Source organism: Zobellia sp. B3R18 (assembly GCF_018860715.1).
GTDB classification, from domain to species: Bacteria; Bacteroidota; Bacteroidia; order Flavobacteriales; family Flavobacteriaceae; genus Zobellia; species Zobellia russellii.
In genome coordinates this window covers 559,735-581,316 of record NZ_JAHKQG010000011.1, presented here as the reverse complement: position 1 = coordinate 581,316, position 21,582 = coordinate 559,735, and the positions used below count along the sequence as shown (strand labels likewise).

Genomic DNA, 21,582 nt, shown 5'->3' with positions numbered 1-21,582 from the left:
GATTATGTTCAAAAAAATACTTATTGCCGAAGATTTTCAGGACACCAATAAAGGTATAGTCAATGCCTTGGAGAACCGGTTAGAGGTAGAGGATATACAGGAAGAGCTGTATTGCGATAAGGCGTATAATAGATTTAAGGTTGCTTTTCAAAACGAGGAGCCGTATGAATTGTTAATTACCGACCTCTCGTTCAAGGAAGGGCCGGTAGAACGCAAACTAACTTCCGGACAATCGCTAATTGAGGCTATACGGGTGGTAGACCCCAATATAAAGGTTATTGTAAATTCTATGGTAGATGACCCAGCTGAAATCAATCCTCTTTTTACCGATCAGCAAATAAACGGTTATGTCTGCAAGGGCCGTAATGGGTTGAATGAATTGATTATGGCTATACAGGAGGTATCCCAGCACCGTACCTATGTTTCTCCGCAAATTAACCTAAATGGTGGGAGCGCCCTTTTTGAATTGGATAAGTATGATCTTATGATTCTACAAGATCTTGCCGAAGGTTTTACCAAAAAGGAAATCTCCGAAAAATTAAAAAGTCAGAATATTTCTCCTAACAGTGAGAGTACCATAGATAAAAAAGTAAGCAGATTGTTTGATGCTTTTGGGGCAAAGAACACCCATCACCTCATAGCCAAACTTATAAAACAAGGTAGAATCTAACACTATATTTTCCATTATATCACCCGACCAATAAATGTCAATCCCTTACGGATATCTGTAAGGGATTGTTTTGTAAAGGTGTTAGGTTTGGCAAAAGTTTTATAACCAATGACCAGATACTATGTTAACAATACGGCTCAGGCCAATGGAGACTATGATGTGCATAAAGAAGATTGTAGTTTGCTGGCCTTTATTTTGAGTAAAACCGATTTAGGGGTTCATGGTTCTTATTATTTGGCGGTAGATGCAGCTAAAAAAATTTATAAGCAGGCAAACCCTTGCCAACGTTGTGCAAAGAGCTGTTGTAGTCCATCCTAAAAGTTATAAAGAATAAGACCGGCCTGCAGAGGAGATGATTGGGGGATTGTCAAATTTGTGGGTTTGGTCTTTAATGCTGATGATTCACACAATAAAAAGTTCTACTGTGCGTTAGAATCGTTAAAATGCAAAATATATCGATGAGTGACATCTAAATTCTGTGATTCATACGTATGTGTATTGTTACGGACATATTATTCAAAATCCCCCATTCCCCATGACTTCATTTATTGATTACTTTAAAAGTAAACCCCTTTACAAGCAAAATTTTTTACTAGTTAGAATTGTTTTATTGGTAATGCTCTTGAGCTGTACAAGTGCAAGTGTATTTGCCCAAAAAACCAATTTCTCCGTGATGGAGGTTGTTGAAATAGAATTCAACAGCCAACAACAATATAGCAACCCTTACATGGAAGTAGATGTGTGGGTTGAGCTAAAAAAAGAAGGTTCGGCCGGTGAGGCATATCGTATTCCCGTATTTTGGGATGGCGGAAATGTATTTCGTGGTCGTTTGGTGGCTACTTCGCCCGGTAACTGGTCTTGGAAAGTGCTAGACGAGACCGTTACAAAATCTGACCGTGGTTTTATTGGTAAAAGCGGAACGTTTAGTGCATCTATTGCAGACGTGAGTAGCAATCCCAATAATCGCGGATTTATCAGGGTGGCCCCTAACAAACGAACTTTAGAGTATGCAGATGGTACTCCCTTCTTTTTTACCGCCGATACGTCTTGGTCCGCATTGACTGCAGTATTTGGTTTTGATCGTGCTAATGACATTTCCGGTATATCGTTTAAGGATTATATTTCAGCAAGAAAAAAACAAGGCTTCAACGGGCTTAACGTTATTGCAAGTTTTCCGGATGATACCTATTTGGAACAGTTAGGAAGAAATTTGGATCGCCCGGGTAAAGAAAGCGGATTGTGGGCCAGTGAGACTTGGGGTGAGAAAATTGCACCTAATGGTGAGACTCCTTTTGAATTGAAGACTAGAGGGCAATCCATAACCGATAAACTTCCGGAAGCGGATTATCAAAAAATTGACCCAAAATATTGGCAGTCCGTAGACCAGCGGATGCAATTCCTGTCAGAGCAAGGATTTGTAACCTTGTTCGAATCCATAAGAAGACATGAACGATGGCCATTTCGTTCTCAGGTAGAGAAAAATGCGTTTTACAATTATATCCGCTATCTGTGGGCGCGATATGGATGTTACAATATGATTTTTAGTTGGGTGCACCATGATACCAACTCGGGAAATGTATATCCAGAGTGGTTAAAATTGGTCAAACACGCAAATAGTGAACTTAACAAAAAAATTGGAGGGTATAAAATGCCCTATGGTCAGCCTAGGACCGCAATGTCATACAATACAACATTAAAGAATTGGGAACGGGACATACCTACGGCACTTGATATTCAAAATGTGAGTAATGCCGAGAGGGATGAGACCATGCACTCTTGGTTGCGGGATATTTATCACGGAAGAACAACTAAACCTGCCTTAAATTTAGAACCGTTTTATCCAGGTTGGGGTCTGCATTCCATGAACGAAATCAATCCGGGAATGGATGACACCAGCATGGCGCAAATGCAAATGTACGGTTCCGTGCTAAGTGGTGGTCTGGCGGGCCATGCTTGGGGAGATGCGTGGTACGCTGGTGCGGCAAGTTCTACCACAAGGTCTGGAGGAGCTACCGTTGTGCCTGTTAATGAGCCTCAAGTTAGCGCGCTTAACGCGTTTGAATCCCAGTCTATGGGGCATTTAAAAGATTTTATATTAGACAAGGGGCATGATTACAGTCAATTGGTGCCTGCTGCGGATACTCATTTAAGTGATAGTCAGGACTACTTGCACACCTTATCTGTGTCCAAGGACAAATCGTTCGCACTTGGTTTTTTTACGGCAGACTCTAGAAAGAATGCTAAAGCGCTGCCCACATTAAAGAACTTACAACCGTCAGAAACCTATCAGTTTCAATGGTGGGATGTGAACAATGGAGGTTGGATTTCTTCGGAGAATATCACAACAAATAGCTCTGGGGCTATGAAAACACCAACTGTACCCAATAATGACCGGACCAAAGGTTGGGCGTATAGAATTAGAACAGAGAATCTTGTTGATGAGGATGATGTAGATACTGATGAGACGGATACGGATACGGACACGGATACCGATTCGGATGTCAATTTTGCCCTTCGCATTAACTCTGGTGGACAGGCAACAACTTACAAAGGAGATACGTTCTTGGCAGATACTTACTATGATGAAGGCTTTACGTTGAATAGACCTCAAACCGGTCTTGGTGATCCGTTCAAAAAATTCAGATTTAGCCGTTCCCAGGTAATGAGTTATAATATTCCATTGAAAAACGGAGACTATACGGTAAAGCTTCATTTTGCCGAGTTGTGGTTTGGTGCTACCGGAGGAGGTTCCGGAGGTGTGGGTAAGAGAGTTTTTGATGTAAACCTAGAGGGTGTATTGGTAGAGGATAACCTGGACGTTTTTGCCCAAGTTGGAGCGGAGACCGTGCTTACTAAGGCGTACATGGTAAATGTTTCCGATGGACAATTAGAGATAGATTTTTCTTCACTGCCTTTAGATGGGGGTGTTAGGCATCCTATTATTAATGCCATTGAAATTTTAGGGACGCAAGAAGAGGTAGAGGTACCACCTGTTGCCGATAGTGAAGATGAAAGTATACCTGATTTAGTGGGGCATTGGCCGCTGGATGAATTGAACGGGGTGAGTGCGGGTGATACGAGCGGACTTGGACGCACGGGTGTGCTTCAGGACGGATTAACTTTTGATAAGGATAAAATAAGTGGTCAAATAGAAGGGGCTTTGTGGTTTGATGGAAGTGATGACCACATTCGTCTGCCAAATCTAGATGATAACTTACAGGAAGGCTTTTCGGTTTCGGCTTGGGTAAATCCTAGCAATGCAGAAGGTGGCTACCAAGGAATCGTAGGTAGTACTACTTCTGGAGGATTTATGATGTTCGTTAACCGAGGTAAACTTGGTTTTAAGGTAACTACACAGGAGAACCGAAGAAAATTAATAAGTAAGGGAGTTATTAAAAATAATGTGTGGCAAATGGTTACCTGTACTTATGATGGTAGTGATATGCGTTGGTATATAAACGGAGAAAACGTGCACAGTGAGGCGCTCTCAGGTACTTTAAAAGATAGGAATGTAGCTTGGATAGGATGGTCCGGATGGGGCAAGGAATATTTTAAAGGCGGTATTGATGCGGTGCAGTTGTTCAGTACGGCACTTACCAAGCAGCAAGTACTGTCCTTGTTTGAAGAAGAAAGTGCGGCAACGGGCTCTGGAGATTTGGCTTCCAAGTCTGATGTGTCAATGGATAATAATGTGAGGGCTAGAGTTACTCAGCCTGCATACGTTCATCCTAATCCAACTGTTGGTAACTTTAGGATAACCGGAATTGTAGAAGGTGAAAAAGATATTGTTGTGGCCGATTTTTCTGGACATGTATTACTCTCCTTAAAAACGGATGATGTAGAGCCCGAGTTAGACCTTTCGGCATATCCTGATGCTATCTATATAGTTAAAGTGCTTCAAAATGAGCTCGAATGGAGTTTTAAAATAATAAAGGAATAGGTGTAACTAATAAAACACGTTTCTTTTAAGACGTATAAGAATAGACCATGGCATTTTTGTTGTGGTCTTTTTTTGTTTGATACCCAATAAAGTTGTCGCTTTAATTTTTGAGGAAAGACTATTTTAGGGGGAGAAAGGAGGGGTGATACTTAAAACTAAAAAAGCCTCCAACTTGCGTTGAAGGCTTTTCGCGGTCTGGACGGGACTCGAACCCGCGACCCCCTGCGTGACAGGCAGGTATTCTAACCAACTGAACTACCAGACCGTGGCGTTTAGCGAGTGCAAATATACACCGCATTTTCAATTGCACAAACAATTTTCAATAAATTTTTCAGCTTTATATGAATTTCTTTCGTTCCGTCAAATAGGTGTTGAGTATTTGGGAGAAGTTGCCCTTTACATCAATTTCCACATATTTAATTTTGTATTGAGCGCATTTTAATTTTAAATCTTCAAAATAGGAGCGAACACTACGTTCGTAGGATTCTTTTATGTTACTGGAATACAAATCTATATGTTCTCCGGTCTCCACATCTAAAAAGCGTTTTGGAGTATTGTCAAAATCAAAATGGTATTCTTTAGACTTGTCCATGAGGTGAAATAACACCACTTCGTGCTTGTTGTATTTTAAATGTCTAAGGGCTTCAAAAATTTTTTCGTCGTCTTCAGAAGTTTGGAACATATCCGTAAAAAGAAAAATTAGGCTTCTTCTCTTAATGTTCTCCGCTATTTGGTGTAAATAGATGTAGGTTTCTGTCTGCTTCGCGGGTTTAGCGTCTTGGCTCAGCTCACTTAGTTTGGCCAATAGCATTTGGTGGTGCCGTTCACTGCCCTTTTCCGGGGCATAAAAATTATAGTTGTCCGAATAAACACTTAGCCCAACAGCGTCTCTTTGCCTTTTAAGGATGTTCATGAGCGCCGCTATGGCCAATACCCCAAAACCTATTTTGTTCAAATTTGTAACCGACAGGTCCTTTGTCTGCGGATAGTACATAGAGGCCGAGCTATCCAAAATCATATGGCACCTCAAATTGGTCTCTTCTTCGTATCGTTTGGTGTACAGTTTATCTGTCTTGGCGAAAAGTTTCCAATCTATATGTTTTGTGCTTTCGCCTGCGTTATAGATTTTATGCTCTGCAAACTCTGCCGAAAAACCATGAAACGGACTTCTGTGAATGCCACTTATGAAGCCTTCCACAACCTGATTGGCCAGGAGCTCTAGATTTTGGAAAAGTGATGTTTTGTTTAATTCGGATTGCAGGTTCATGTTACTAAGATAGGCATTAAACCGGAACTTTATCAGGACGGGAGCGTGGGTTTAGGGTATAAAAAAATCCCGCTAAAAGCAGGATTTTTTTATTGTTCTCCTCAAGAAAGAGGAATATATTATAAAGCAGCGTCAATCGCGTCTGTATATACTTTCTTAGGAGATACACCAACTTGACGGTTAATGATTTCACCATTTTTGAATACCAATACAGTTGGAATGTTACGTACACCGTATTTGGCGGCAAATTCTTGATTTGCATCAACATCAACTTTACCAACAACGGCTTTACCTTCGTATTCAGAGCTAACTTCTTCAATGATAGGTCCTACCATTCTACATGGTCCACACCATGCTGCCCAAAAATCAACTACTACAGGTTTATCGCTTTTTAATACTACTTCATCAAAAGTAGCGTCTGTTATTTCTAATGCCATGATTTTATGTTTTTATATATTATGCAAAGTTAGTCAAATATCTAACGGTTTCCTTACTAACGATACATTGGTTTTAGCTATTGTGTTATCAATCTAATTTATAGGGTCCAGAATTCATATTCTAAGCGGTAGTACACTAGTCTAATTGAGTTTATAATGCACGTCGTTCTTCATTAAATCCGCCAATAGCTCACTATTGATCTGTACTTTTTGTTTTCGGCAAGTGAGGCTTACTTTAATTTCTTCTTGCATTTCGTAAACAATAAAGTTAAGCGGATGGTTGCCCGGATAAGCGGTAAGGGTGTCCCTAAGTTGAATTACATCTTTCTCTTTAAGGTCATCTATATTCAGTTTAATGGTGAGTTTCTTGGCGTAAGCTTCCATCACCTCTTGTAAAAGCATAAAACTATTGAACTGAATACGCGGGTCTCCTTTTTTGCCGGTTTCTCGGTTGGTCCATCCATCTTTCACGAATACCTTGATATAGGCGAAGGAATTGATCATTAAGAAATGTCTGAACTTAAGGTATTCTTCGCCAAATATCCTGAACTCGTACGATTCCGAATAATCTTCAACAGTAAATGCGGCCCAGCCTTTTCCGTTTTTGGATACGCGGTGCTGCACGTCAGTAATAACACCGGCAAAAGCCAACTCCCGATTGACAACGTTTTGTAGATCGCTCAAATCTGAAAGGGAGGCGTTGCAAAAGGCATCTATTTCAGTTTTAAAATCATCTAACGGGTGACCTGAAATGTAAATACCCACCACTTCTTTTTCCCTGCGGAGTTTTTCCATGGTGCCCCATTCCTCACATGGAGGAACTACGGGTTCCGGTATCTGTACTTCGCTGGCATCACCAAAAAGACTAACCTGACTTGAGTTTTCGCTTTCTTGAAACTTGGCACCATATTTTATGGTTTTTTCCAGAAAGGTAACCCCATCACCCTCATCATGAAAGTACTGTGCCCTGTGGGTGTTTCCAAAAGAATCAAATCCGCCGGCAACGGCTAAACTTTCAAACGCCTTTTTATTGGCAGCACGTAAATCTATTCGCTTTGCGAAATCAAAAACCGACTTAAACGGGCCTTCTTCTTTTCTGTTCTCTACAATGGTTTCCACAGCGCCACGGCCAACTCCTTTTACCGCACCCATACCAAAACGAACAGCACCGGCATCGTTTACGGCAAATTTATAGTAAGATTCGTTTACATCTGGTCCAAGTACATCTAAGCCCATACGCTTACATTCTTCCATGAAAAATGTAACCTGTTTAATATCGTTCATGTTGTTACTCAATACCGCGGCCATATATTCGGCAGGGTAGTGGGCCTTGCAATAGGCAGTTTGGTACGCAATCCAAGCGTAACAGGTAGAGTGCGATTTGTTAAAGGCGTAGGCAGCAAAGGCTTCCCAATCTTTCCAGATTTTTTCCAATTTGTCTACGGCATGTCCTTTTGCTGAAGCTTGTTCAATGAACTTGGGCTTCATTTTATCAAGAACGTGCTTTTGCTTTTTACCCATGGCTTTACGCAAAACATCGGCCTCACCTTTGGTAAAGTCGGCCAGTTTTTGAGAAAGGAGCATCACCTGCTCTTGGTACACGGTAATTCCGTAGGTTTCCGCCAGATACTCTTCACAAGCATCCAAATCATATACAATTTCTTCTGTACCGTGTTTACGAGCAATGAAGCTAGGTATATATTCCATTGGGCCTGGGCGGTACAGGGCATTCATGGCAATTAGATCCGCAAAAACCGTTGGCTTTAACGAGCGCATGTGTTTTTGCATACCGGGGGATTCGTATTGGAACACACCTACGGTTTCTCCTCTCTGGAAAAGCTCGTATGTTTTTACATCGTCAAGCGGAAAATTCTCTGGGTCTAGTTCAATACCATGTTTTGCCTTTACGATTTTAACGGTGTCCTTGATCAAGGTCAGCGTTTTTAATCCCAAGAAGTCCATTTTCAGCAATCCCGCATCTTCCACAACGGAGTTGTCAAACTGGGTACAGTACATGTCCGAATCTTTGGCCAAAGCCACGGGTACGAACTTGGTAATATCATCTGGGGTAATAATCACCCCACAGGCATGAATACCGGTGTTACGAACGGAACCCTCTAAGATATATGCTTGGTTCAAGGTTTCGGATTCTAGCCCGTCCCCTTCGGAAATATTAAGGAGTTCGTTTATTTTTTCAAGCTCTTCGCTATTGAATTTGCTTCGAAGCACTTTTTCGTCAATCCCAATGATTTTTTTCAATTTGGACATGTTGGGAATCAACTTTGCCATACGATCCGCATCGCCCAGAGGTAAATCCAACGCCCTTGCCGTATCTCTAATGGAAGACTTGGCGGCCATGGTACCGTAGGTGATAATTTGTGCCACCTGATTGGATCCGTACTTGTCAATTACATAGTCCATTACCCGGCTACGGCCCTCATCATCAAAATCAATATCAATATCGGGCATACTTACACGATCCGGATTCAGGAAACGCTCAAAAAGCAGGTCGTACTTAATGGGGTCTAAATTCGTAATCCATAAACAATACGCAACGGCGGAACCTGCAGCCGAGCCACGACCAGGACCAACCGATACGTCCATACTACGTGCGGCCCTAATGAAATCCTCTACGATCAAAAAGTAACCTGGGTAGCCTGTCTTTTCAATTACTTGAAGCTCAAAATCCAGCCTTTCGTCAATTTCAGGTGTGATTTCGCCATACCTTTTCTTGGCACCTTCATAGGTGATGTGGCGTAGGTATTTGTTTTCCCCCCTTTTGCCACCATCCAGTTTATCTTCTTCAAACTGAAATTCCTCGGGAATATCAAAAGCAGGTAATAGTACATCTCGGGCCAAGGTGAATGTCTCTACTTTGTCCACAATTTCCTGAATGTTGATTATGGCTTCAGGTATGTCCTTAAAAAGTTCTTTCATCTCGTCCGAAGACTTGAAGTAGTACTCCTGGTTTGGCAATCCGTATCTGTACCCACGACCACGGCCTATAGGCGTGGCTTGTTTTTCGCCGTCTTTAACGCATAAAAGAATATCATGCGCATGTGCATTTTCCTTAGCGGCATAGTAGGTGTTGTTGGTGGCTACGAGTTTAACATTGTGCTTTTTGGCAAACTGTATCAGAACTTGGTTTACCCGGTCTTCATCTTCTTGGCCATGGCGCATGATTTCAATGTAGAGATCATCTCCAAAAGTTTCTTTCCACCAAATAAGGGCTTCTTCAGCTTGGTTTTCACCAACATTCAATACTTTACTTGGAACCTCGCCGTATAAGTTTCCGGTAAGCACCATGACGTCTTCTTTGTACTGCTCTATAATTTTTTTATCGATTCGAGGTACATAGTATTTTCCGTCCACAAAGGCAATGGAAGACATTTTTGCCAAGTTTAGGTATCCTTTTTTGCTCTTGGCGAGCATAACAATTTGGTACCCGTTGTCTTTTTGAGATTTGTTGGTGTGGTCTTCACAGACCTGAAATTCGCAACCTATAATCGGGGTAATTTCCAATTCCGGTTCAGGTAATTCGTTCAACGGTTCTTGTCCTTCTTCAAGTGTACCGTTTTGTGTTGCTTCGTAGCGCTTTAAATTGGCCTCGTTTCTTGCGACAACGCCTTTGTTGTGGTTGAGTACGCCATTTACAAAATGGAATGCACCCATCATATTGGCGTGGTCGGTCATCGCCACCGCTGGCATTTTTGCCTTTGCCGTGTTGGCAATCAAATCCGGAATACTGGTAGTAGATTGCAGAATGGAGAACTGGGTGTGGTTGTGCAAATGAGCAAAACTGGCCGACTCCAATGTAGCCAGGTTTTCCTCAATTTCTTCTTGAGAAACGCCACCAGTGTCCTTTTCCCAAAGTGCGTCGGCTATTTTTTTAGAAGCCTTTTTAAGGTTGATGTGTTTTAAACCGATAAGTTGAATCTCCTGAGGATTGGCCTCGTTGAAATTCTTGAAATAATCGGGCTGAACATCTAATTGTTCGGTAGTATACTGATGCTTGCGAATAAGCTCCAAAAAGCAACGCGTAGTTGCTTCAACATCTGCAGTGGCATTATGCGCTTCGCCAAAAGGTTCGCCAAACAGGTGTTGGTGTAGTTCCGTAAGTGTGGGTAGCTTAAATTTCCCCCCACGACCACCGGGAATTTGACAAAGCTGAGCGGTATGCTCTGTACAGGTGTCCAGGACCGGAAGTTCCTGCAATGGGTTTTCAACACCTAAACGGTGAAATTCCGCCCCCATAATATTTACATCAAAACCAACATTTTGCCCAACAATAAACTTTGTTTTGGACATGGCTATGTTGAACTTCTCTAGAACCTCCGAAAGGGAAACACCTTGTTGTTCGGCCAATTCGGTAGAAATTCCGTGAATTTGCTCGGCATCATAAGGTATGTTGAATCCGTCTGGGCGCACCAAATAATCTTGATGTTCAATACAATTACCCATTTCATCATGCAACTGCCAAGCTATCTGTATACAACGTGGCCAGTTGTCCGTATCGGTAATTGGGGCGTCCCAGCGCTTGGGAAGTCCGGTGGTTTCCGTATCAAAAATGAGGTACATAAGAGTTCGTGTTTCAGCTTAAAAAAGAGACTATAAAATTAAGCAAAAAGAACGCTCTTAGAGCGAATGACTTGTTAAGAGTTATTAACGGATCTGAAGTTGTAAGGGTTCTTGTAAGCAAAGGGTTTAAAGCGAGTGCGTTAGGTTGTAATTGTCACGGCTCGGAAAAAAGACAGGCAAAGCATCATTTTTATTAAAATTGAGTAGGTGAACATCAAAAAGAAATTCTATATTTGCAGCCCTTTAAAAGGGAAGATTTTAAAATGAATTAATAACAAGGGTCGGGCACCCTACAAATTAATGTGATATGCCAGTTAAAATTAGATTACAGAGACACGGTAAAAAAGGAAAACCATTTTATTGGATCGTTGCTGCGGATAGCCGTGCGAAAAGAGATGGTAAATTCTTGGAAAAATTGGGAATCTACAACCCAAACACCAACCCTGCTACTATTGAATTGAACATTGATAATTCAGTACAATGGTTACAAAACGGTGCACAACCAACAGATACAGCTAAAGCTATTCTTTCTTATAGAGGAGTACTTTTAAAGCACCACTTATTAGGAGGTGTTCGCAAAGGTGCTTTGACCGAAGAGCAAGCAGAAGAGAAATTTAAAGCTTGGTTAGAGGAAAAAGAAAGTAAGATTGCTTCTAAAGTTGATGGTCTTGACAAAGAAAAAGAGCAAGCCAGAGCAGAAGCTTTGAAAGCTGAAAAAGAAGTAAACGAGAAGCGTGCTGCTGAAGCTGCCGCTGCTGCATTGCCAGAAGCTCCTGAAGCTGAAGAGGCAGACGCAGAAGAAGCTCCGGCCGTAGAAGCTGAAGCATCTAAAGAAGAAGAATAAATAATTTAGGAACGAATGCGTAAGGAAGATTGTTTCTACCTCGGTAAAATCGTTTCTAAATATAGTTTTAAGGGTGAGGTACTGGTGAAGCTAGATGCCGATGAACCAGAAATATACGAAAACATGGAATCAGTTTTTGTCTTGATGAAAGACAATGCACTGGTTCCATTTTTTATTGATAGATGTCGCTTACATAAATCGGCCTTACTGCGCGTAGATTTTGAAGAAGTAAAGGACGAAGCTGCTGCAGACCGTATCATGGGGCACGAGCTCTATTTGCCCTTATCCGCTCTTCCCAAATTAGAGGGTGATAAATTTTATTTTCATGAGGTCATAGGGTTTGATGTATTGGATGAGGTGCACGGCAACATTGGAAAAATAACCGGGGTTAACGATACTACTTCCCAAGCTATTTTTGAAATAGAAAAAGATGGTAAAGAAATTTTAGTGCCTATCATTGATCAAATCGTAAAGAAAGTTGATAGGGATAATAAGACCGTTCACGTAAGCACACCGGAAGGTCTTGTAGACTTGTATTTAGGGTAAACCAGGCTTGTTAGGCCCGGTCTACCTTTTTTTGGTGCTTATTTCAGTGCATTCTTGCAAAACTTCACACATTTTTGGACTTCCGCCACGGCATTAGAGCCTTGTGGGATATCATACTCAAGTTCTATAGTTCCCGGGAAGGTGTAGTTTTTGTCCTTCATTAACTGTAATGCACCTGCCAACGGAGTGTCACCACTGCCCCAAACTAGATTTCCTTTGCCGTGTTCCAGTGTCTGTCTGTCCTTTAAGTGCATACTCTTAATATGCTCATGTTTGGTTTTTATGATTTCCAGTGGGGCGGTATTGCCTGCTGCAACAAAATGGCCCAGGTCTAGGTTTAAGGCATTGTATTTTGATTGCTCCAAAGCTGTATCCCAAAGGGTAGGTGTCTGTTGTTCGTGGCCATGGTAAGCAATATAAATTCCATGCTTTTTAGCAAAGTTTCCTAGTCTAAGTGTAGTAGCATCGTTACTTGGATGCTCTACGGTAACGTGGCTGGCACCTAAAACTTTTGCTGTTTTCATGCCCCAATCAATATCAGCGTCAGAATTGTTTTTACCAAAGGTGTTTCTTGGCTTAAATGCGTATATCTGTACTCCGGCATCATTGTACATTTTTCTGAACTTCTCAAACTTTTTCATATCGGCATTCTTTCGCCATTCCGTTACTTTGGCATTGTAGACTGCTTGTTCAGCTTGTATCTCAGCTAGCTCCTTTGCTTCGTTATCCGAAATGGCTCCGCTTTTTTTCTTTTTCATCAACCCAAAGTATACACTTCTGTCCAATGTGTTTTCTGGTCTTCCTGCGAAAGTCTCGGCAGGGTCGCCAATCAATTCAATAGCATTTATACCGCAGTCCAAGATATATTTTAAAGTGGCCTCCGCACTTTGATCTTCCATGCTCCTAAAGGAATAGGTAATAACCCCTATCTGTACTCCATTAAATTTGGAATTGGGTTTATTGTAATTTTTTAATATGGACGGAGCGCCAAACAAAGATGGAGTAATGAGACTTGATCCTGCGGCTAACGTTAAGGTGTTTCTCAAAAATTTGCGTCTTCCGGATTTTGAGTTGTTTTGCATTTTGGTATAATTTGGTTTAAAGTGTACGTGAGTTTTTATAACAGTTTATTGCTACAGGTAAGCTGAAATTATAATTTTTAAAGGGTAATTTCTATCAAGGAAATTAAGTATTTTCAATTCTAGGAACAAGTATTACAAACACTATAACAAAAGGAAAGACTGTTAGGTGTATTTGTAAATTTTAATGTTCTTTTTAAATTATAATTAAAATTAGTTGTTCTTTAGCGCATGCTTTAAAAATTAGCATCCTTAAAATTTAATGAACAACATTGTTCTATGAAACCGTTCAGATTCAAACAATTCAATATCAATCAAGACCAATGTGCCATGAAAGTAGGTACAGATGGGGTGCTGTTAGGGGCTTGGGCATCTATTGAGAATAACCCAGAGTCTATTTTGGATATTGGGGCCGGCACAGGGGTAATAGCTTTAATGCTGGCCCAACGTGGTCTTGCGGATACTATTGATGCTTTGGAAATAGATGAAGGTGCATATGAACAGTGTGTATCTAACTTTGAAATGTCGGATTGGGGTGATCGCTTATTTTGTTACCATGCCGGTCTTGATGAATTTGTGGAAGAATGGGAAGATCCGTATGATTTAATTGTTTCTAACCCCCCTTTTTATGCAGAGGATGTCTCAAGTGGCAACGCTTCTAGGGATAAAGCCAGACAAAATCAATCGTTGCCTTTTGATGAGTTGCTGGAAGGTGTATCAAAGTTAATGGCTAAGCAAGGGGCGTTTGCCACTATAATTCCACATAAAGAAGAGAGCACTTTTCTGAAAATGGCAGTCGGTTATGGTTTATACCCAAACCGAATTACCCATGTAAAAGGAAGTTCTACCGCTAAAATAAAACGCAGTTTATTGCAGTTTGGTTTTGAGAAAGTAGTGCCGGAGACCAATGAACTTACCATTGAAACAAGCAGGCATGAGTACACCAACGAATACATTGCGCTGACCAAAGATTTTTATTTAAAAATGTAACAATTTGTATTCGTAATGTTACGTTTCATCAGTATATTTGATTAAAATTCATCTTATGAAACCTGATTTGTTCGAAGCTCCAGACTATTTTAACCTTGATGACCTTCTTTCCGAAGAACATAAATTAGTGCGTGATGCAGCACGTCAATGGGTAAAAAGGGATATTTCGCCCATTATTGAGGAGTATGCCCAAAAAGCGGAATTCCCGAAACAAATTATAGGTGGATTGGCAGAAATAGGTGCATTCGGACCTTATATTCCTGAGGAATATGGAGGAGCGGGATTGGACCAAATTAGCTACGGGCTAATTATGCAGGAGATAGAACGTGGGGATAGCGGTGTGCGTTCCACGGCTTCAGTACAGTCGTCTTTGGTCATGTATCCAATTTACACTTATGGCACCGAAGAACAACGAAAAAAATATTTACCCAAGCTAGCTTCGGGTGAAATGATGGGGTGTTTTGGACTTACAGAACCCAATCATGGTTCCAACCCAAGTGGTATGGAAACAAAATTCAAGGATATGGGCGACCATTATTTGTTGAACGGGGCCAAACTATGGATTTCCAATTCGCCTTTTGCCGATATTGCTGTGGTATGGGCCAAGAACGAAGAGGGCCGTATTCACGGACTTATAGTTGAGCGGGGAATGGAAGGGTTTTCAACACCGGAAACACACAATAAATGGTCTTTAAGGGCTTCTGCTACCGGAGAGCTTATTTTTGACAACGTTAAGGTGCCAAAGGAAAATCTGTTGCCCAATAAATCTGGACTAGGGGCTCCTTTAGGTTGTTTGGATTCTGCCCGTTATGGTATTTCTTGGGGGGCGATCGGTGCGGCTATGGATTGTTATGATACCGCTTTGAGGTACGCTAAAGAACGTGTGCAATTTGGTAAACCTATAGCAGCTACCCAATTACAGCAGAAAAAGTTGGCCGAGATGATAACGGAAATCACCAAAGCACAGTTGTTAGCGTTTCGTTTAGGGCAATTAAGGAATGAGGGTAGAGCTACTTCTGCACAGATTTCTATGGCCAAGCGTAATAATGTAGATATGGCTATCAAGATAGCCAGAGAGGCCCGGCAGGTGCTGGGGGGGATGGGAATTACGGGAGAATATAGCATTATGCGCCATATGATGAACCTAGAGAGTGTAATTACTTACGAAGGCACCCATGACATTCATTTGTTGATTACAGGAGCTGATATTACTGGGTTTCCGGCCTTTCAATAAAAAAACTTACCGAAATTTATAGCTTTAGCTAAAATAGGGTTCCTCATATTTTAGATTCTTTTTTGTGTTTTAACCTGAAAAAGCCCAGTCCTATGTTGGATAAATATGGGGGTATTTTGAGTGGAATTACAAGAAAAGACGTTTTCACAACAGAAATCGGCCACTTCACATCATATTTTTTCAAAATGCGTAGGACCACCGTAAGTTTACAGTGTTAATCAAACAGAATTAAATTTTTTCATTTTCATATAGTGTTCTCGTAAAAGAGTCTTGTCGAAACCGATGAGACTCTTTTTAGTTTATGGCGTTTCGTAACTTTTCAGTCTAAAATTCAAAGGTCAGGTCTATACTGATGGGCTCATCATCATTTCCAAAATAATTTTCTGAATTTCCCTGGGGACCCATTTTATCCCCGGTTTGGAACTTGGTTCCTATGGCCGGAATATTTTTGACGAAAGAAATATCGCCTTCCGGAAAATCTACGGAAACTCTATGATTGAGGTCTTCTTTTGGTTGTTGCGGGGTTAGCATGCGTAGGAAAGTGTTTTCGGAATTACAGTATACTGTAAAAGCAGTATTATTTTTACTTTTTACCTGCACCCAATACAAACTGGAAAAGAAGCCTTTAAATTCTGGATACACAAAACCGGATTCACCCGTAACGGTGTTGTTGTAATCGTTTTCCCAAACTTTTAGTTTGGTACCTTTCATGCGGTTTCTCCAAACCCGGTAAGGACCGTCTCCCAGCCATTTCATGCCGGCAACCTCGGATTCCGGAAAAGAAAAGGTAATGCCTTTAAACCCTTCCACTATTTTTTTGCCTTTAATTTCAACATGCAGGTCCAATAGGCCGTTGGAGTGAACTGTCCATTTAATGACATCGGAACTATATTCTTTGTGGCTGGCCCAACTGGGAGATTTGTCGGACGCCTCAAAAACAGTAACTATCACTACTTGATCTTTAAGCTCGTTTACTTTTAAGGATTCTATTTTGTCCTTGTGGTCAAAAATTAGCGGTCCGTTGTTGAATGGAATAACTTTACCCCCTTTCTTAACTTCTTGCAACAAACTTGTTTTTTGGGAAAATGTATATTGTATTTCGTTGGCTATAACGGTAATGTTTCCAGCATCTATATGTGTGGTAATCGTTCCTTTTTCTGAGCGATGAATGTTGCGATTGTTTGTGTTTCTTGGTGTTTGTAGAGGGTAGCTCCAAGTAAATATTTCTAATCCGCTGGGGTCTGTAGCGGTCAAATATAGCGCGTCCGATGATTGCCAGTTTTTAGGTAATTCTACTTTAAAGGTTCCTGTGCTTTCAGGCTCTAAGCTGGGAAGCTGTACCGTGGCCTCGGATAGGATTTTAAGCTTGTCCGTTCCTTTGGGGCCATCAAATTGTACCCATTGGGCCACCATTTTAATATCGGCTAAATTGGTGTAGTGATATCTGTTCTGTACCCTGAAAATACCGTTGAAATAAGGCTTTATAAACCGGTCCTCAATATGAACGGGAGACCAAATTTCCTTAATACTGAAGTAACTGGCCTCTTTTTCGCCATAAGGTCCAACAATACCATCGGCAGCGTGATTGCCATCTGTATCCAGTATGCCGTTTTTGTCCGTTCTAACAACGGCCTCGTCCGCAAAATCCCAAAGAAAACCTCCAGCGGATAGTGGCATATTCCACATCTGTTTCCAGTAATCCTCTAATCCGGCACCGTGGCCACCATCATATAGACCATGTAAAAATTCAGTAGGGAAATAGATTTTATCCTTGGCGTAGGTATCATAGGCAAAAATATGATAGCTAGGATAGTGCATGGTGTTGGTTTTGTTAAAGATGTTCCAAGGATGAATGACCTCTCTTTTCTGAATATCCCACTTGGCATAATCATCGTCTAACTCAGTATTCCAGCCTGTTTCGTTACCATTGGCCCAAAGAAGAATAGATGGGTGGTTCACATCCCTAACTACGGTTTCTTTAACTATTTTCTCGCCTACTTTTGTGTCTAAATGTGGAGAGTGCCATGTGCAGACTTCGTCTATGACAAAAAGACCAAGAGAATCCGCTGCATTTAGAAAGTGGGTGTCAGGTGGGTAGTGAGACATGCGAACGACATTCATGTTCATGTCTTTCATCATTTTTGCATGTTCTATGCTAAGTGCTTTGGAAGTAGTTCTTCCCGAGGAGGGATAAAATGAATGACGGTTTACACCTTTGAACTTAATTCGTTGTCCGTTTACATAGATTCCGTCCGCCTCACGAACTTCAACCGTCCTAAAGCCAATGCGTTCCATAGTTTTGTGGAGCACTTCGCCCTTTTTACCCAAGAGTTCTATATTCAGGAAATAGAGCTGAGGTGATTCTGGATTCCATGATTTTATGTCCTTTGCCTTTGAAACAAAATTCCACTTTCCGTTTTCTTTAGTAATGCTGGTGGCCGGTAGGTCTTGCAATTTATTGTGGTTGATATCCAATAATGAAATGCGGAGCGATTGTGCTTTTTTAGATGTTGTGAAAATATCGGCTTCAATGCTTCCATTCGCTTTGGCGTCTATAGCTACGCGTTCTATATTTTCTTTTGGAAATGCCTGTAAATAAACCGGTCTATAGATACCACCAAAAATCCAGAAATCCGCTTGTCTTTCCGCATGGTTAATGGACATATTGGAGGAAGCTTTATTGACTTTAACCTCCAGTAAATTTTTTTCGCCGTACTTCAGGAGTTTGGTAATGTTGTACTTGAATTCGTAAAATGCACCCTGGTGTATTGCACCGGCAAGTTTTCCGTTAATCTTGACTTCGGTATCCGTCATAACACCTTCAAAGACAATTTTCACCTCTTTTTGTTTCCAGTCTTTGGGAACATTAAATTGATGTTTGTAAAGCCCATATTCGTTCTTACGCACGTCAAAGTCATCCTTTCCATAGTTGTAATTTCCAAAACCCTGTAGCTCCCAGCAAGATGGTACGCCAATAGTTGACCATTTGCCACTGTTCATGCCATCGGAACAAAAGAATTCCCAGTTTACCATATCGTCTTTACTTGTTCCTGAGAGGTAAACTTTTTGTATTTCCACATCTGTTGATGGTGCGTTGCTCTGCATGGCACTCGCTCCCAAAATAGATAGTAGCAGTAGAATAAAGGTTGAAGTGATTTTCATTTGTTGTTTTTTTAGAATGGTATTCAGGCAAGTTTTCTGGAATGGAAATAAAATTGATACTAGCAAATGTATGTTCCACACTTTATTATTAGTACTTTAACCTCTCTTTAACGGTAGCTATAACGGTTAAAATTGAACGAGATGCACCTATTTTACTGTATTCTATATGCAACTGACGAAAAAAATAGAACAAGAGGTAGTTTCTAAAATTAGGGATAGTGAAACTTTTAAAAATGCGCCTACAAGTAGGGGGTTGCTACAATATCTTTATGAGGCTACCAAACGAGGGGAGCATCTAAAAGAGACCGTAATAGAGCTTGAGTTCTTTAAGAATAGCCAGACGGATGAAAAAAGTAATCCAAGGGTGAGGGTTAATATATACAACCTTAGAAAAAAGTTGGCCGCCTACTATGCAAGCGAAGGTAGTACTGATGCATGGCAATTAAAAATTGATAAAGGCCAGTATAAAGTAAGGTTTGTAAAGAAGCAGGTGCCAGCAGGTTGGGTCCAAAAATTGAGTTGGACGCAAATTTTACCTTATGCTCTATTGTTCATAGCCTTGATATTGTTATTGGTGAATAAAATGCCATTAAAGAAACCGTTGTTATGGGAGTCTTTTTTGGATTCGGATACTTCTACTAACGTTATTTTGGGGGATCACTTTGGTGCCATGGGTAAAACCATGACCGGTGGTAGGGGCTGGACCAGAGACTTTCAAATAAACAGTGTTGATGAGTTTTATGACCTTTTAAAGAGGAAACCAGAGCTACAAGGGGTGCTACGTCCTGCAAACTATAGCTATACTACTCGTATGGCGGCTATGGCAACCCAACATTTGCAACAATTTTTTCAAACCTATGACCAGCAATTCTCCATCCGTTTTTCTACACAAATTACTTTGCCGGAAATAAAGGAAGGCAATGCCGTTTATGCGGGGCCAGTAAAGAACGATAATCAATTCATCCGATTTTTTAATGACGCCAATCCTTACTTTAAATTATCTGGACAAATGTTGGAGCTGTCCGGTCATCCTACTAAGAAGGATAGTTCGTTTGCCTTTGGAACTTCTTCTGTTGACCAAGAATATGCCATAGTTTCAAAATACCCGGGTATTGGTGCTACGGAGCATTTTGTTTTCTTTTCGGAACACGATATAGGGGTGAGTGCCACCGTTGAATACTTTACCAATGTGGATAGCCTCAAGACCTTTGAAACTAAATATTTAAAGGGTAAAAAATATTTTACGGCACTTTTTAGAGTTAGGGGAAAAAATAGAGTGGACACCGATTTGAAAATGGAAACAGTGGTCGGTTTTTAAAGGGTATCTACTTTTTCATGGCCCTGATAATTTTCTCCATTTCCACTTTTGAAGGTCGAGGTCTTTTTCTGAATGAGTTGGATTTTCCTGTCTCGCGATCAAATTCATCCGGTGTTCTAAAATCCGGAAGACTATCGTTTGAAGCTTTACGGATGCTATTCATTTCTTTACGAAGCGCCTCAAGCGTACTTTGATGCGCTGGGTCTTGTGCCAAGTTTTTTAGCTCGTAAGGGTCATTAACAACATCGTACAACTCCTCTTCTTGGCGCGGTGTTATAAAACAAGCTAACTGCGCTTGGTTGAGTTCCCCTTTTTTATTTAGCTCTTGCATAGATTTAAATGTACCTCCAACAAAAGCATCCGCAGATGGGGTGTTGGGTAAATCCGTATAGAAATTGCGGATGTATTTGTATTCTTCCGAGCGTACCGCACGGGTGTAATCTTCGTAATCATGCCAATGGTCTTCGGCATAAATAAGGTCTCTTACTTTTGTTTTGGTGTTTTCTAATAGCGGTGAGAAGTCCTCACCTTCAAAACTGGACAAAGGCTCCAAATTTGCTAGTTTCAGGAAGGTGGGTGCTATGTCTATTGAGCTTACCAAGTTAGAATTAACAGAATTGGATTCTACTTCATTAGGCCACTTTACGATCCATGGTGTTTTTATGCCGCCGTCATAAAGAGTGGTCTTATCACGAGGAAAAGGCCTGCCGTTATCGCTAATAAATAGAATCATAGTGTTATCCGAAATGCCCTGTTTATCCAATTCCGCCACTACTTTACCTACGTAATTATCAAGACGAGTAATCTCGTTGTAATAGTGGGCAAAGTCTTCGCGAACCTCTTTGGTATCCGGGAAATACGGGGGTAAAATTATATCTTCTAAAGCATGAGGGTTATCTATAATATCTTCTGTGTAAGGTCTGTGCGGGTCAACTGCCGCCAACCACAGAAAGAAAGGTTGGTCTTCCGGTCTTTGTTGAAGTACGGGTACCCATTCTTCGCAACCGCTACCATCACCCGTTTGTTTTGTTTTTTCACCTGTTGGCGATAACTGAAAACCTTGTGTACCTACGTCCTTTACAAGGTCAAAGCGGTCTTTGATGGAGTCGCCCAAATGCCATTTGCCCGCTTGTGCTGTCCAATAGCCAGATTTTTTAAGCTCCTCCACAAAAGTCACTCTATCCGATGGTAACGGCCAATGGAGTTGTTCGGCATCCGTATTATGAGGGTATAGGCCGGTAATAATACTGGTTCTGCTGGGGCTGCACGAACTGGCAGTCAAAAAGGCATTGTCAAAACGCATTCCGTCTTGTGCCAGTTGGTCTATATTGGGTGTTTTTATATTGGGATGGCCATAGGCACCACTATCGTCCCAAGCCATATCATCGGCAATTATGAGAATTATATTGGGACGTTCTTGGGTAACTTTCGCCTCTTCTTTTTTCTTTTCTGCACAGGAAGAAAGGAGTAAAAGACCTATTGAAAGAATAGATAAAGTATAGTTTTTGTACATGGCG

At 41.1% G+C, this 21,582-nt stretch carries 14 protein-coding genes and 1 tRNA gene; 8 read left to right on the top strand and 7 right to left on the bottom strand.

Annotated features, from left to right (window positions below):
• Window positions 1-4: 4 nt before the first annotated feature.
• From KO513_RS08875 to KO513_RS08865, 3 genes are all read left to right on the top strand, one after another.
• Window positions 5-670 carry a DNA-binding response regulator gene (locus KO513_RS08875; RefSeq protein ID WP_215913096.1) on the top strand — a complete coding sequence of 222 codons (666 nt, stop codon included), beginning with the start codon at window positions 5-7 and terminating at the stop codon, window positions 668-670.
• 108 nt (window positions 671-778) lie between these two features.
• Complete coding sequence (locus tag KO513_RS08870) at window positions 779-988, top strand: hypothetical protein (protein ID WP_215913095.1); 210 nt, start codon at window positions 779-781, stop codon at window positions 986-988.
• Between the two features lie 217 nt (window positions 989-1,205).
• A complete protein-coding gene (locus KO513_RS08865) occupies window positions 1,206-4,610 on the top strand; it encodes a LamG-like jellyroll fold domain-containing protein (RefSeq protein ID WP_215913094.1) in 3,405 nt (1,134 codons plus the stop codon).
• 191 nt (window positions 4,611-4,801) lie between these two features.
• Here KO513_RS08865 and KO513_RS08860 read toward each other — a convergent pair.
• The 4 genes from KO513_RS08860 to dnaE form a co-directional block, all read right to left on the bottom strand.
• Window positions 4,802-4,875 (bottom strand) — tRNA-Asp (locus KO513_RS08860).
• A 72-nt stretch (window positions 4,876-4,947) separates the two neighbouring features.
• Window positions 4,948-5,877 carry a DUF58 domain-containing protein gene (locus tag KO513_RS08855; protein WP_215913093.1) on the bottom strand — a complete coding sequence of 310 codons (930 nt, stop codon included), beginning with the start codon at window positions 5,875-5,877 and terminating at the stop codon, window positions 4,948-4,950.
• Window positions 5,878-5,996: 119 nt separating this feature from the next.
• Window positions 5,997-6,314 carry a thioredoxin gene (gene trxA / locus KO513_RS08850; RefSeq protein ID WP_038237640.1) on the bottom strand — a complete coding sequence of 106 codons (318 nt, stop codon included), beginning with the start codon at window positions 6,312-6,314 and terminating at the stop codon, window positions 5,997-5,999.
• A 141-nt stretch (window positions 6,315-6,455) separates the two neighbouring features.
• On the bottom strand, window positions 6,456-10,892 hold the full coding sequence (gene dnaE, locus KO513_RS08845) for a DNA polymerase III subunit alpha (protein ID WP_215913092.1): 4,437 nt from the start codon (window positions 10,890-10,892) through the stop codon (window positions 6,456-6,458).
• A gap of 307 nt (window positions 10,893-11,199) precedes the next feature.
• Here dnaE and KO513_RS08840 point away from each other — a divergent pair, with 307 nt between their 5' ends.
• Complete coding sequence (locus KO513_RS08840) at window positions 11,200-11,736, top strand: 30S ribosomal protein S16 (RefSeq protein WP_215438663.1); 537 nt, start codon at window positions 11,200-11,202, stop codon at window positions 11,734-11,736.
• 15 nt (window positions 11,737-11,751) lie between these two features.
• Complete coding sequence (rimM, locus tag KO513_RS08835) at window positions 11,752-12,282, top strand: ribosome maturation factor RimM (RefSeq protein WP_215913091.1); 531 nt, start codon at window positions 11,752-11,754, stop codon at window positions 12,280-12,282.
• A gap of 38 nt (window positions 12,283-12,320) precedes the next feature.
• Here rimM and KO513_RS08830 read toward each other — a convergent pair whose 3' ends face one another.
• The gene (locus KO513_RS08830) at window positions 12,321-13,364 is read right to left on the bottom strand and encodes a sugar phosphate isomerase/epimerase family protein (protein ID WP_215913090.1); all 1,044 of its coding nucleotides are present in this window, start codon (window positions 13,362-13,364) and stop codon (window positions 12,321-12,323) included.
• Between the two features lie 276 nt (window positions 13,365-13,640).
• On the opposite strand from KO513_RS08830, the gene KO513_RS08825 reads away from it, so the two are divergent.
• A complete protein-coding gene (locus KO513_RS08825; protein ID WP_215913089.1) occupies window positions 13,641-14,351 on the top strand; it encodes a tRNA1(Val) (adenine(37)-N6)-methyltransferase in 711 nt (236 codons plus the stop codon).
• 55 nt (window positions 14,352-14,406) lie between these two features.
• Entirely contained in the window at window positions 14,407-15,585 is a 1,179-nt protein-coding gene (locus KO513_RS08820) for an acyl-CoA dehydrogenase family protein (protein ID WP_215438647.1), read from the top strand.
• Between the two features lie 324 nt (window positions 15,586-15,909).
• Here KO513_RS08820 and KO513_RS08815 read toward each other — a convergent pair whose 3' ends face one another.
• Window positions 15,910-18,747, bottom strand: coding sequence for a glycoside hydrolase family 2 protein (locus tag KO513_RS08815; protein WP_215913088.1), 2,838 nt, complete (start codon window positions 18,745-18,747; stop codon window positions 15,910-15,912).
• Window positions 18,748-18,913: 166 nt separating this feature from the next.
• Between KO513_RS08815 and KO513_RS08810 the strand changes: the two genes are divergently transcribed.
• The gene (locus KO513_RS08810; protein ID WP_215913087.1) at window positions 18,914-20,065 is read left to right on the top strand and encodes a hypothetical protein; all 1,152 of its coding nucleotides are present in this window, start codon (window positions 18,914-18,916) and stop codon (window positions 20,063-20,065) included.
• Between the two features lie 7 nt (window positions 20,066-20,072).
• Here the strand turns inward: KO513_RS08810 and KO513_RS08805 are convergent, their stop codons facing one another.
• Window positions 20,073-21,578, bottom strand: coding sequence for a sulfatase family protein (locus KO513_RS08805; protein WP_215913086.1), 1,506 nt, complete (start codon window positions 21,576-21,578; stop codon window positions 20,073-20,075).
• Window positions 21,579-21,582: the final 4 nt, after the last annotated feature.

What these genes read in the sequence shown, in the direction of transcription:
- KO513_RS08875 (WP_215913096.1), top strand. Translation starts at nt 5, where the DNA reads ATGTTCAAAAAAATACTTATTGCCGAAGATTTTCAGGACACCAATAAA.
- KO513_RS08870 (WP_215913095.1), top strand. Translation starts at nt 779, where the DNA reads ATGACCAGATACTATGTTAACAATACGGCTCAGGCCAATGGAGACTAT.
- KO513_RS08865 (WP_215913094.1), top strand. Translation starts at nt 1,206, where the DNA reads ATGACTTCATTTATTGATTACTTTAAAAGTAAACCCCTTTACAAGCAA.
- KO513_RS08855 (WP_215913093.1), bottom strand. Translation starts at nt 5,877, where the DNA reads ATGAACCTGCAATCCGAATTAAACAAAACATCACTTTTCCAAAATCTA.
- trxA (WP_038237640.1), bottom strand. Translation starts at nt 6,314, where the DNA reads ATGGCATTAGAAATAACAGACGCTACTTTTGATGAAGTAGTATTAAAA.
- dnaE (WP_215913092.1), bottom strand. Translation starts at nt 10,892, where the DNA reads ATGTACCTCATTTTTGATACGGAAACCACCGGACTTCCCAAGCGCTGG.
- KO513_RS08840 (WP_215438663.1), top strand. Translation starts at nt 11,200, where the DNA reads ATGCCAGTTAAAATTAGATTACAGAGACACGGTAAAAAAGGAAAACCA.
- rimM (WP_215913091.1), top strand. Translation starts at nt 11,752, where the DNA reads ATGCGTAAGGAAGATTGTTTCTACCTCGGTAAAATCGTTTCTAAATAT.
- KO513_RS08830 (WP_215913090.1), bottom strand. Translation starts at nt 13,364, where the DNA reads ATGCAAAACAACTCAAAATCCGGAAGACGCAAATTTTTGAGAAACACC.
- KO513_RS08825 (WP_215913089.1), top strand. Translation starts at nt 13,641, where the DNA reads ATGAAACCGTTCAGATTCAAACAATTCAATATCAATCAAGACCAATGT.
- KO513_RS08820 (WP_215438647.1), top strand. Translation starts at nt 14,407, where the DNA reads ATGAAACCTGATTTGTTCGAAGCTCCAGACTATTTTAACCTTGATGAC.
- KO513_RS08815 (WP_215913088.1), bottom strand. Translation starts at nt 18,747, where the DNA reads ATGAAAATCACTTCAACCTTTATTCTACTGCTACTATCTATTTTGGGA.
- KO513_RS08810 (WP_215913087.1), top strand. Translation starts at nt 18,914, where the DNA reads ATGCAACTGACGAAAAAAATAGAACAAGAGGTAGTTTCTAAAATTAGG.
- KO513_RS08805 (WP_215913086.1), bottom strand. Translation starts at nt 21,578, where the DNA reads ATGTACAAAAACTATACTTTATCTATTCTTTCAATAGGTCTTTTACTC.